Origin of the sequence: Roseovarius confluentis (genome assembly GCF_002917925.1) — a bacterium.
GTDB lineage: Bacteria > Pseudomonadota > Alphaproteobacteria > Rhodobacterales > Rhodobacteraceae > Roseovarius > Roseovarius confluentis.
In genome coordinates this window covers 38634-51001 of the sequence record NZ_PPFE01000013.1, presented here as the reverse complement: position 1 = coordinate 51001, position 12368 = coordinate 38634, and the positions used below count along the sequence as shown (strand labels likewise).

Below are 12368 nucleotides of genomic sequence, written 5' to 3'. Positions count from 1 at the left end.
GGGTCAGCCATTCGCCATGTGATGTGTTGTAAAGGCACCGGGCAGCAATTCCTTCAACGTCCGCGTGACGGTGACACCGCCGAGCGTTGCCATGGTGACGAGCATCTCGCCGCTGCCGAACTCCGCCAGCTTTTGCCGACACCCGCCGCAAGGCGTCACAGGCTCGGGGCTGTCGGCGACGACCACGATCTCGGCAATTTCTGTTTCGCCGGCCGCGACCATCGCGGCGATCGCCCCGGCCTCGGCGCAGGTGCCTTCGGGATAGGCCACGTTCTCGACGTTGCACCCGGCGAACACCCGGCCCGTGCGCGTCGTCAGTGCCGCCCCGACCTTGAAGCCCGAATACGGGGCATGGGCATTCTTCCGCACACGCTGCGCCTCGTCCAGCAAACTCATTCGGCCTCCCGGCATGCTGCCTGCCTCCTCGCTCATTTGAGATTGCGTCGCCACGCCCTGATATGCAAGCTAACTGTGGCCCGGCATCAACAGGGCTGGAACATCCGGTCGATCGGATATAGTTTACCCTTAAACTAATTCTTGCAGAGGACCTCATGGCAGACAACGCGAACGAAAGCCTTCGCCAGGCGGCATTGACCTATCACGAGTTTCCCAAGCCCGGAAAACTCGAGATTCGTGCGACGAAACCGCTGGCCAACGGGCGCGACCTGGCCCGCGCCTATTCGCCCGGCGTCGCCGAGGCCTGTCTCGAAATCAAGGCCAATCCCACCGACGCCAGCCGCTATACCAGCCGCGCCAACCAGGTGGCCGTTGTCACCAATGGCACCGCCGTGCTGGGTCTTGGCAACATCGGCGCCCTCGCTTCCAAGCCGGTGATGGAGGGCAAGGCAGTCCTGTTCAAGAAATTTGCCAATATCGACTGCTTCGATCTCGAACTGGACGAGCAGGACCCCGAGCGCCTCGCCGAGATCGTCTGCGCGCTGGAGCCGTCCTTCGGCGCCATCAACCTTGAGGATATCAAGGCGCCCGACTGCTTCATCGTGGAAAAGATCTGCCGCGAGCGCATGAACATTCCCGTCTTCCACGACGACCAGCACGGCACCGCCATCGTCGTCGGCGCCGCCGCCACCAACGCGCTGCACGTGGCGGGCAAATCCTTCGAGGATATCAAGATCGTCTCGACCGGGGGCGGGGCCGCCGGCATCGCCTGCCTCAACCTGCTGCTGAAACTCGGCGTGAAACGCGAAAACATCTGGCTCTGCGACATTCACGGTCTGGTCTACGAAGGCCGCACCGAAGACATGAACCCGCAAAAGGCCGCCTTCGCCCAGAAAACCGATCTGCGCACGCTCGGCGATGTGATCGAGGGCGCAGACCTCTTCCTCGGCCTTTCTGGCGCGGGCGTGCTGAAACCCGAACATGTCGCCCGGATGTCCGACAGCCCAATCATCCTCGCGCTGGCCAACCCGATGCCGGAAATCATGCCCGACGAAGTGCGCAAGATCGCGCCCAACGCGATCATCGCGACGGGCCGAAGCGACTTTCCGAACCAGGTCAACAACGTGCTCTGCTTTCCGTTCATCTTCCGCGGGGCGCTCGACGTGGGCGCCACGGACATCAACGACGCCATGCAGATCGCCTGCGTCGAGGCCATTGCCGAGTTGGCCCGCGCCACCACGTCAGCCGAGGCTGCCGCCGCCTACCAGGGCGAGCAGATGAATTTCGGGCCCGACTACCTGATCCCGAAACCTTTCGATCCGCGTCTGTCCAGCGTCGTGCCCACCGCCGTGGCCAAGGCTGCGATGGAGTCGGGCGTTGCCGCGCGGCCCATCGAGGATCTCAACGCCTATTCGGCCAACCTTCAGGCGTCTGTTTTCAAATCCGCCCTCCTGATGCGCCCGGTCTTCGAGGCCGCGGCCACGGCCGCCCGGCGGATCGTCTTTGCCGAGGGCGAGGACGAGCGCGTATTGCGCGCCGCTCAGGCCATCCTCGAGGAAACGACCGAACTGCCAATCCTCATTGGCCGTCCTGACGTGATCGCCGCGCGTTGCGAACGCATCGGCCTGGAAATCCGCCCCGACAAGGATTTCAGCATCGTGAACCCGGAGCGTGACCACCGGTACCGCGACTACTGGGCCACCTATCACGACATCATGAAACGCCGCGGCGTCACGCCTGACCTTGCCAAGGCGATCATGCGCACCAACACCACCGCCATCGGCGCGATCATGGTATACCGCGAAGAGGCGGACTCGCTCATTTGCGGCACCTTCGGCGAATACCGCTGGCACATGAATTACGTCTCACAGGTGCTGGGCGACGCCGAACATCACCCGCACGGCGCCCTGTCGATGATGATCCTCGAGGACGGCCCGCTTTTCATCGCCGACACCCATGTGCGCATCCGCCCGACACCCGAGGAACTGGCCGAAACCGCCATCGGCGCGGCTCGCCACGTCAAGCGCTTCGGCCTCGAGCCCAGCGTCGCCTTTTGCTCGCAGTCGCAATTCGGCAACCAGGGCAGCGATTCCGGCAACCGTCTGCGCGAGGCACTTCAGATCCTCGACCGCGAGCCGCGCAATTTCTGCTACGAAGGCGAGATGAACCTCGACGCCGCGCTTGACCCGGACCTGCGCCAACGGCTCCTGCCCGACAACCGCATGGAAGGCGCCGCCAACGTGCTTCTCTTTTCCAATGGCGACACCGCTTCGGGCGTGCGCAACATCCTGAAAATGAAGGCCGGCGGGCTCGAGGTCGGGCCGATCCTGATGGGCATGGGCAATCGGGCACATATCGTGACACCGTCGATCACCGCACGCGGATTGCTCAACATGGCCGCCATCGCCGGCACCCCGGTGGCCCATTACGGCTGACGCATCCGGGATATTCCCTTATCCGGGCGGCTTGCGGTATTGTGCCACGGGCCGTCCGGACAGCCTTGTCTTGGCGCATTGCCCTGGCGTAAACGAGGCGCGAGGACCGTGGAGGGGATACAATGGCATACAATGATGTTTACGAAGGCTGGAAAAGCGATCCTGAAGGCTTCTGGATGCAGGCCGCCGAAGCTATCGACTGGGACGAAAAACCCTCCAAGGCGCTTTTCGATGACAAGGCTCCTTTCTATGAGTGGTACAGCGACGGCAAGGTGAACGGCTGCTACAACGCAGTTGATCGTCATGTCGAGGCCGGACGCGGCGATCAGGTGGCAATCATCCACGACAGCCCGATCACCGACAGTATCTCCAAGATCACCTATGCCGAACTCAAGGACCGTGTCGCCAGCCTTGCCGGGGCGCTGCGGGCCAAGGGCGTGCAAAAGGGCGACCGCGTCATCATCTACATGCCCATGGTCCCCGAGGCGCTGGAGGCGATGCTGGCCTGCGCCCGCATCGGCGCGATCCACTCGGTTGTATTCGGCGGCTTCGCGGCCCACGAGCTGGCCGTACGTATCGACGACGCCAAGCCGAAATGCATTATCGCCGCCTCCTGCGGGCTGGAGCCCGGCCGCGTCGTCCACTACAAGCCCCTGCTTGACGGCGCAGTGGACCAGGCTACACACAAGCCCGATTTCTGCGTGATCTTTCAACGCGAACAGGAGACGGCCACCCTGACCGAGGGGCGCGATGTCGACTGGCACGACTTCCAGAAAGGCACCGAACCCGCCGATTGCCTGCCGGTCGAGGGCAACCACCCCGCCTATATCCTCTACACCTCCGGTACCACCGGCGCACCCAAGGGGGTTGTCCGGGCCACGGGCGGCCACCTTGTGGCGCTGAACTGGAGCATGAAGAACATCTACAATGTCGATCCGGGCGACGTGTTCTGGGCCGCGTCCGATGTGGGCTGGGTCGTGGGACACAGCTATATCTGCTACGCGCCGCTCATTCACGGCAACACCACCATCGTGTTCGAGGGCAAACCCGTCGGCACGCCTGACGCCGGCACGTTCTGGCGGGTGATCGAGGAGCACAAGGTGAAGTCCTTCTTCACCGCGCCCACCGCCTTCCGCGCGGTAAAGCGCGAGGACCCGCATGGCGAATACCTCAAGAAATACGACTTGTCAGGTCTGGGCGCCATCTACCTCGCTGGCGAACGCGCCGACCCCGATACCATTGAATGGACGCATAAAATGACCGGAAAGCCGGTCTATGACCACTGGTGGCAAACCGAAACCGGCTGGACCATCGCGGGCATGCCGGCGGGGATCGAGGCGCTGCCGGTCAAGATCGGCTCGCCCACCGTGGCGATGCCCGGCTACGACATCCAGATCCTCGACGATGCGGGGCACCCCGTGGCCCCCGGCACACTGGGCGCCATCGCCATCAAGCTGCCCCTGCCCCCGGGCACCCTGCCCACGCTCTGGAACGCCGAGGACCGTTTTCGAAAAAGCTACCTCGACCATTTCCCAGGCTATTATGAGACCGGCGACGCCGGGATGGTCGACGAAGACGGCTATGTCTGGATCATGGCGCGCACCGATGACGTCATCAACGTCGCGGGTCACCGCCTCTCGACCGGCGGGATGGAGGAAGTTCTGGCCAGCCACCCCGACGTGGCCGAATGCGCGGTGATCGGTGTCAGCGACGAACTCAAGGGGCAACTTCCCGTGGGCTTCGTTTGCCTGACCAAGGGCGTCGACCGCCCGCATGAAGAGATCACTGCCGAATGCGTCAAGCTGGTGCGCGACCAGATCGGCCCCGTCGCGGCCTTCAAGCTGGCCGTGGTCGTGGACCGTCTGCCCAAGACCCGCTCGGGCAAGATCCTGCGCGCCACCATGGTCAAAATTGCCGACAATCAGGACTACAAGATGCCAGCGACGATCGACGATCCCGCCATCCTGGACGAGATCCGCGACGCGCTGCAAACCATCGGCCTGGCGAAGTAGGGCTTAGCTGAACTGCTCCCGCAGCAGCCGTTCCTCCAGCCCGTGTCCCGGATCGAACAATATCCGGTGCTGAATGGTAGGATCGGACCGCACCTCGACCGACAGGACATTTCGGATGGAACTGCTGTCCGCATCCGCCATCACCGGCCGCTTTTCGGGGTCCAACACGTCGAACCGCACATGCGCGTTCTTGGGCAAGAGCGCCCCGCGCCACCGCCTGGGCCGGAACGCCGCCACCGCGGTCAGCGCCAGAACGTCCGACCCGATCGGCAGGATCGGTCCGTGCGCGCTGTAGTTATAGGCCGTGGACCCGGCAGGCGTCGCCAACAAGCAGCCGTCGCAGCTCAGTTCTTCCAAGCGCAACCGCCCGTCCACCGTGATCCGCAGCTTGGCCGCCTGCGGTCCCGCCCGCAGCAGAGACACCTCGTTGATCGCCAGCGCCTCATGCGTTTGCCCGTTTTTATCCGTGGCAGACATGCACAGCGGGTTGATGACTTCTTCTTCGGCCTCTTCCAACCGCTCAAGCAGATCCGATTCGCTGTATTCGTTCATCAGGAAGCCGACAGTACCGCGATTCATCCCGTAAACCGGCTTTCCCAGCTTCTGTACCGCGTGCAGCGTCTCGAGCATGAACCCGTCGCCGCCCAGCGCCACAATCAGATCCGCGTCCTCGGGCGTGGCATCGCCGAACCGCGCAGCAAGCGCCGCTCGGGCGGTCTGTGCAATGGGCACGTTGCTGGCGACAAAGGCGATTTTGTGCGGATTGCCCATTTTGGCTACCTTGATTTGTTCCGAAAGTTGATCGAAGCATAAAATGCGCCTTCGTACCAGCGATGCCGGTCCGCAGGTGACATGTGTCGCATTACCGCCTTTCAAAAAGACGGTGTATCCGATACGAAATCGCTTGGCTCGCAATGTGGAGGACATCAAAAATGGCGCACGACGGAAATCAAGAATTTGTTTCAGAAGGCTTTTTCACGGAATCGCTGACGTCTCGCGACCCCGATATCGCCGAAGCCATCCAGAAAGAGCTCGGTCGTCAACGCGACGAAATCGAGCTTATCGCATCGGAAAACATCGTCTCTGCCGCCGTGATGGAAGCGCAAGGCAGCGTGATGACCAACAAATACGCCGAAGGTTACGCCGGCCGGCGCTACTATGGCGGCTGCCAGTTCGTCGACATTGCCGAGAATCTGGCCATCGAGCGCGCATGCAAGCTTTTCGACTGCGGCTTTGCCAACGTGCAGCCCAATTCGGGCAGCCAGGCGAACCAGGGCGTGTTCACCGCCCTTCTGCAACCGGGCGACACGATCCTGGGCATGAGCCTCGACGCAGGCGGCCACCTGACCCACGGCGCGGCCCCCAACCAATCGGGTAAGTGGTTCAACGCCGTGCAATACGGCGTCCGCAAGGAAGACAACCTGATCGACTACGACCAGGTCGAGGCGCTGGCAAAGGAACACCAGCCCAAGATGCTGATCGCCGGTGGCTCCGCCGTACCGCGCCAGATCGACTTTGCCCGCATGCGCGAGATCGCCGACATGGTCGGCGCCTACCTGCACGTGGATATGGCCCACTTTGCCGGCCTGGTGGCCGCAGGCCTGCACCCCTCGCCCTTCCCGCACGCGCATGTCGCCACGACCACAACGCACAAGACACTGCGCGGCCCGCGCGGCGGCATGATCCTGACCAATGACGAGGCGCTGGCGAAGAAGTTCAACTCCGCCATCTTCCCCGGCATCCAGGGCGGTCCCTTGATGCACGTGATCGCCGCCAAGGCCGTCGCCTTTGGCGAGGCCCTGCGGCCCGAGTTCAAGTCCTATATCCAGCAGGTCATCACCAACGCGCAGGCGATGAGCGACCAACTGATCAAGGGCGGGCTGGATACCGTGACCCACGGCACCGACACCCACGTCCTGCTGGTCGACCTGCGGCCCAAGGGCGTCAAAGGCAACGCGACCGAGAAGTCGCTGGGCCGTGCCCACATCACCTGCAACAAGAACGGCGTTCCCTTCGACCCCGAGAAGCCCACCGTCACCAGCGGCATCCGTCTCGGCTCGCCCGCCGGAACGACCCGTGGTTTCGGCGAGGCGGAATTCCGCCAGATCGCCGACTGGATCGTCGAGGTGGTCGACGGGCTTGCAGCCAACGGTGAGGACGGGAACGGCGATGCCGAGGCCAAAGTCAAAGCCGAGGTCGCGGACCTTTGCGCCCGCTTCCCGCTTTACCCGAACCTCTGATCTCGGTCTGATCGATCCTGGAAACCCGCGTAAGCCATTGCTTGCGCGGGTTTTTATATGACGCCCTGCCAGCGCAGCGCGACAAGTACCAGCGCGCCAAGGATCAACAGGTTGAACACCAAACCGGCCAGCCAGTGGATCAGTCGACTGCGCCGCCGGTCGGCCGCGTCGATGGCTTTCAGGTGCGTCTCCAAAGCCTCGAAAGCCTTCTCGACACGCGCCTCATCGACCTGGGTGGCCAACCGCGGATGCGCCAATTTCCGCTCCGCGTCCACCAGGAACCGGCCTTCGTCCCGAAGGCGCTTGGGCAAAAGCCGCCCGGCGCGGCGCAGCCGCGTAGCAAGCGTCTTGCCCCGAAGCCCCAGCTTTTCGTGAAGCTGCTTTTCAAGCGCCTCGCGCCGTGTGCCAAATTGTTTGCGATCAATCACTTAAGCCACCTCTCGGCGGCGCACACTAGGCGCAATTGATTGCGGGGGCAATGGCGTGTATTGGCTTGTGCCATGCTGAACGTCATTCACCACGCGTCCCAAGGCACGAAGCCGCCGCTTCTCATCGCTCACGGCCTTTATGGTTCGGGCCGCAACTGGGGAGTCATCGCCAAGCGGCTGTCCGACAGGGGCCCGGTCATGGCCGTCGACATGCGCAATCACGGCACAAGCCCTTGGTTTTCCGAGCATTCCTACGAGGACATGGCCGCTGACCTCGCCGAGGTGATCGAGGCCAAAACTGACGGTCCGATTGACGTGCTCGGGCATTCCATGGGCGGCAAGGCGGCGATGGTGCTGGCATTGACCCGGCCCGACCTTGTGCACCGCCTGATCGTGGCCGACATCGCGCCGGTCAGCTATGGTCACAGCCAGGCGCAGTATATCGACGCGATGCGCAGCGTGGACCTGTCGGCGATCACCAAGCGGTCGGATGCGGAGGCGCAGTTGAAAGGCGTCGTCGATGATCCGGCGCTCATTCCCTTCTTCACGCAATCGCTTGATGTGAAAGAAAAAAAATGGCGCCTCAACCTCGATACGCTCGAGGCCGAGATGCCGAAGATCCTCAGCTTTCCCGACTTGGACGGCCGGTTCGACGGCAAGACGCTGTTTCTGTCCGGTGCGAATTCCGACTACGTCGCGCGAGAGTACCGCGCCCGTATCAAGGACCTGTTCCCCGACGCGACCTTCATCAAGATCAAGGACGCGGGCCACTGGCTGCACGCCGAGCGGCCGCGCGAATTTGAATCCGCCGTGCGCGGATGGCTGGAAAATACCGCATCGGTATAGCGTCGGTATCCGGGTGGCATCGCGTCGGTGCGATATCCCCGGCGTCAGCGGGCCTGATAAAGCTGTTTCGCCACGATCCACGATACCGGAAATGCCACGACGAACCCCGCCGCCGCTGTGACCAGGATCGGCGTCAGCGTGTCATAGCCCATGGCCAGCGCCGCGATGACGAACGAGCCGGCTAGGGTGGATCCGATGAAAACGTGCAAGATAACCATCAACCAGATCATGATGGGTCTCCTCAGTCAGGATGTTGCGCAGCCGGACCATAGCGCGACAGCGGCGCAGCAACCTTGATCTGGGTCACGTGATCTGTGACCAAATTGCGCAGATATGGTGAATTTTGCAATCCGAGCCGCCAGATCTGGTTGACCGCCGACAAAGCGCGCTATATCGCGATGGTACAGGTGTTAGACGCGGTAGCATCAACTGACAGCGGGGTCCGGCGGCCATTGGCCACGGACCCCGTTCGCGTTCCGACCTACTGCCATTCGGCGCATCGGAAGAAATAAAGGCGCCAGGTGCTCAGACGCGGTCTTTGCATCGCGGGGGTCACCCCGCACCCTGACGCCTTTGCCGAACTGACCACCCCGAGGGGCATCCGGCCCGGCTTTGCCGCCGGCCTCTAAGAGACCCTTGGCGATCCCGCCACCCGAAGGCAACGACATCGTACCATCCCCGTCGCCGGACATGGCCGCCTTGGCACCCGAAGGCGCCTTGGCCACGAACACGGGGCAGGCCCCGGTCCGTTTGCATCGACCCGGCGCGACACGCGGCTTGTCCTTCTCTCGAAAGCGACGGACATCCCGGGCATCGGCCTGAACTGGCTTGAGCGGTCGCTAAGGCCCTGCGGCCCCCGGTTCCGCCCGCGCCGGTCCCGAGGGGCCTTTGCGGCGCTGCGTTGGGTCAGCGACCCGTTGCAGTCATTGGAATGACACACCCGAAACCGCCGTCGGGCAAGAAAAAAGCACTGCGGCATCAAAACTTCTTGGGGATAACCTGTTGATATCCCAATGGGAATTTCTGTGGATAAGTCAGAAAACGCTTGTGATCCAGCACACTTGGTCGGGGACAAACGCAATCATTCGGAGAGCGCGTGCACCGGCAAGGATTCTGCAGTTGCAAATTAACCTTTCTCGCAAAATTGACTCAGAGAAGAACGACTCACGTGATATGTTGGTGAGACACTACACCAGGGTGGGGACCCATGCTTAAAACAACATTATGCGCCGCGACAGCGGCATTTCTGGTCATGGCCGACACGGCCAAGGCGGACTCGTATATCTTGGTCAGCTGCTATCGCGGCCCGTGGAATGAGGTGATCTGGGACAAGGCGAACCCGAACTTCGTCCAGTCACTGATCGACGCGGGCTACAATACGACCGAGGCCACCAGCATCGCCGACTATATCTGCCGCGACCCGAGGCTGGTGGACAACCCGATCGCACTGGCGAAGGAAGTGCGGGCAGCGGTGAGAGCCGCACCGCGGGGGTGAGGTATAAGGCCGGGTGGTGACGCCCGGTTTCAATTTCCTGCATTCGTAGGGTGGGTGAAAACCCACGAAGCAAAACGCGTCATCGCGCGTGGGTTATCACCCACCCTACATGGTTTATTAACCTTGTCGCGGAATTATGGGCGTATGCCCAGATACCGACGCCTTCATGTTCCAGCTGGGACATACTTCTTCACTGTCACACTTGCAGACAGGTCCGCGACGACCCTCACCGATGAAATAGATCTTCTGCGGTCGGTCTATGCCTCGGTCACAGCGCAACACCCTGTGCACTGCGACGCGATGGTCATTCTTCCCGATCATATCCATGCGGTCTGGACGTTGCCGCCCGACGACGCTGATTTCTCGATACGGTGGAAAAAGATCAAGTCCGTGTTTTCACGGCACTGCGTGGCCAGCGGATATGCCAACCGAAGCCGAATGCGCAAAGATGAGAAAGGGATCTGGCAGCGGCGATTCTGGGAACACGCGATCCGCGATGACGCGGACTTTGTCGCGCATGTGAACTATTGCCATTTCAACCCGGTAAAACACGGATTGGTCGAGCACCCTGAGGATTGGCCTTATTCGACGATACATCGAACTATCCGCGCAGCTGCGTAGGGTGGGTGATAACCCACGCGCTAAGGAACGTCGCGCCGCGTGGGTTATCACCCACCCTACGCCGATTTTTCACCGGGATGGGCGCCCTCAGCTGTCCATTTTCAATGCGCTGATAAACGCTTCCTGCGGGATATCCACTTTCCCGAACTGGCGCATCTTCTTCTTGCCGGCCTTCTGCTTGTCCAAGAGCTTGCGCTTCCGGCTGGCGTCGCCGCCATAGCACTTGGCGGTCACGTCCTTGCGCAGGGCCGACAACGTCTCTCGCGCGATCACCTTGCCGCCGATGGCCGCCTGGATCGGGATCTTGAACATGTGGCGCGGGATCAGGTCCTTCAATTTTTCGCACATCGCTCGACCGCGCATCTCGGCCCGGTCGCGGTGCACCATCATCGACAGCGCGTCCACAGGCTCGTCATTCACCAGCACGGACATCTTCACCAGGTTGTCCTCGCGGTAGCCTTCCAACTGGTAATCGAAGGACGCATAGCCGCGCGTCACCGATTTCAGCCGGTCGTAGAAGTCGAACACCACCTCGTTGAGCGGCAGGTCATAGACCGCCATCGCGCGGCTGCCGGCATAGGTCAGGTCAAGCTGGATGCCCCGCCGGTCCTGGCACAGCTTCAGCACATCGCCCAGGAATTCGTCTGGCACCAGGATCGTCGCCTTGATGCGCGGCTCCTCCACATGGGCCACGACCGACGAGTCGGGCATGTCGGCCGGGTTGTGCAGGTCGATCTGCGTGCCGTCCTTCATGTAGACGTGGTAGATCACCGAGGGCGCGGTGGTGATCAGTTCGATATCGTATTCCCGTTCGATCCGGTCGCGGACCACCTCGAGGTGCAGAAGGCCAAGGAAACCGCAGCGGAACCCGAAGCCCAGCGCGGTGGAGCTTTCCATCTCGTAGCTGAATGACGCGTCGTTGAGCGCCAGCTTCTCGATGGCGTCGCGCAGGTCCTCGAACTCTGCCGAATCCACCGGGAAAAGCCCGCAGAAGACCACGGGTTGCGACGGGTTGAAGCCCGGCAGCGGCTCGGGCGTCTGGTTCTTTTCCAGCGTGATGGTGTCGCCCACACGGGTGTCGCGCACCTGCTTGATCGAGGCGTTGAGATAGCCGATCTCGCCCGGTCCCAGTTCCTTGACCGCCTTCATCGACGGGCGGTAGACGCCGATATCGTCCACGTCATAGATGCCGCCGGTCTTCATCATGCGGATGCGGTCGCCCTTTTTCAGCACGCCGTCGACGATGCGTATGATACAGATCACGCCCAGGTACTGGTCGTACTTGCTGTCCACCAGCATGGCCTTCAGCGGCGCGTCGCGGGTGCCCGTGGGCGGAGGCAGCAATTTGACGATGGCTTCCAGCACCTCGCGGATGCCCTCGCCCGTCTTGGCCGACACCGGGATCGCGCCCGAGGCGTCGATGCCGATGACATCCTCGACCTGCTCGGCCACGCGGCTGATATCCGAGGCGGGCAGGTCGATCTTGTTGAACACCGGAACGATCTCGTGATCGGCGTCGATCGCCTGGTACACGTTGGCCAGGGTCTGCGCCTCGACACCTTGGGTGGAATCCACGACCAGCAGCGAGCCCTCGACCGCCCGCATGGAGCGCGAGACCTCGTAGGCGAAATCGACATGGCCGGGCGTGTCGATCAGGTTCAACACGTAATCCTCGCCATCGAGCGCGGTATACTCGATGCGCACCGTGTTGGCCTTGATGGTGATGCCGCGCTCGCGCTCGATATCCATCGCGTCCAGAAGCTGTTCCTTCATGTCCCGGTCCGGCACCGTGTCGGTGGCCTGGATCAGCCTGTCGGCCAGCGTCGATTTCCCGTGGTCGATATGCGCCACGATGGAGAAATTGCGGATATGCGAAAGCGGTGTCATGGGCAGGG

The 12368-nt window shown here is 62.3% G+C and carries 11 protein-coding genes; 6 read left to right on the top strand and 5 right to left on the bottom strand.

The window, feature by feature from the left end:
• Positions 1-3 precede the first annotated feature (3 nt).
• Positions 4-411 carry a cytidine deaminase gene (locus C2I35_RS20230; protein ID WP_103764888.1) on the bottom strand — a complete coding sequence of 136 codons (408 nt, stop codon included), beginning with the start codon at positions 409-411 and terminating at the stop codon, positions 4-6.
• A 140-nt stretch (positions 412-551) separates the two neighbouring features.
• Between C2I35_RS20230 and C2I35_RS20225 the strand changes: the two genes are divergently transcribed.
• Both C2I35_RS20225 and prpE read left to right on the top strand, forming a co-directional pair.
• Positions 552-2831, top strand: a complete 2280-nt coding sequence (locus C2I35_RS20225; protein WP_103764854.1) for an NADP-dependent malic enzyme — start codon at positions 552-554, stop codon at positions 2829-2831.
• A gap of 122 nt (positions 2832-2953) precedes the next feature.
• Positions 2954-4843, top strand: coding sequence for a propionate-CoA ligase PrpE (gene prpE / locus C2I35_RS20220; RefSeq protein ID WP_103764853.1), 1890 nt, complete (start codon positions 2954-2956; stop codon positions 4841-4843).
• Between the two features lie 3 nt (positions 4844-4846).
• Here prpE and C2I35_RS20215 read toward each other — a convergent pair whose 3' ends face one another.
• Positions 4847-5614, bottom strand: a complete 768-nt coding sequence (locus C2I35_RS20215; RefSeq protein ID WP_103764852.1) for an NAD kinase — start codon at positions 5612-5614, stop codon at positions 4847-4849.
• A 161-nt stretch (positions 5615-5775) separates the two neighbouring features.
• Between C2I35_RS20215 and glyA the strand changes: the two genes are divergently transcribed.
• Positions 5776-7083 (top strand): serine hydroxymethyltransferase, encoded by a 1308-nt coding sequence (gene glyA / locus C2I35_RS20210; RefSeq protein WP_103764851.1) that lies wholly within the window; start codon positions 5776-5778, stop codon positions 7081-7083.
• 53 nt (positions 7084-7136) lie between these two features.
• On the opposite strand, the gene C2I35_RS20205 is transcribed toward glyA, so the two are convergent.
• Positions 7137-7511, bottom strand: a complete 375-nt coding sequence (locus C2I35_RS20205; RefSeq protein WP_103764850.1) for a hypothetical protein — start codon at positions 7509-7511, stop codon at positions 7137-7139.
• Positions 7512-7583: 72 nt separating this feature from the next.
• Here C2I35_RS20205 and C2I35_RS20200 point away from each other — a divergent pair, with 72 nt between their 5' ends.
• A complete protein-coding gene (locus C2I35_RS20200; RefSeq protein WP_103764849.1) occupies positions 7584-8357 on the top strand; it encodes an alpha/beta fold hydrolase in 774 nt (257 codons plus the stop codon).
• Between the two features lie 44 nt (positions 8358-8401).
• Here the strand turns inward: C2I35_RS20200 and C2I35_RS20195 are convergent, their stop codons facing one another.
• Positions 8402-8587: a CTP synthetase gene (locus tag C2I35_RS20195; protein WP_103764848.1), complete on the bottom strand. Its 186-nt coding sequence runs from the start codon at positions 8585-8587 to the stop codon at positions 8402-8404.
• 977 nt (positions 8588-9564) lie between these two features.
• Between C2I35_RS20195 and C2I35_RS20190 the strand changes: the two genes are divergently transcribed.
• Positions 9565-9852, top strand: coding sequence for a hypothetical protein (locus C2I35_RS20190; protein ID WP_146050097.1), 288 nt, complete (start codon positions 9565-9567; stop codon positions 9850-9852).
• A 144-nt stretch (positions 9853-9996) separates the two neighbouring features.
• Positions 9997-10473, top strand: a complete 477-nt coding sequence (locus C2I35_RS20185; protein ID WP_103764846.1) for an REP-associated tyrosine transposase — start codon at positions 9997-9999, stop codon at positions 10471-10473.
• 87 nt (positions 10474-10560) lie between these two features.
• Here C2I35_RS20185 and lepA read toward each other — a convergent pair whose 3' ends face one another.
• A complete protein-coding gene (gene lepA / locus C2I35_RS20180; protein ID WP_103764845.1) occupies positions 10561-12360 on the bottom strand; it encodes a translation elongation factor 4 in 1800 nt (599 codons plus the stop codon).
• Positions 12361-12368: the final 8 nt, after the last annotated feature.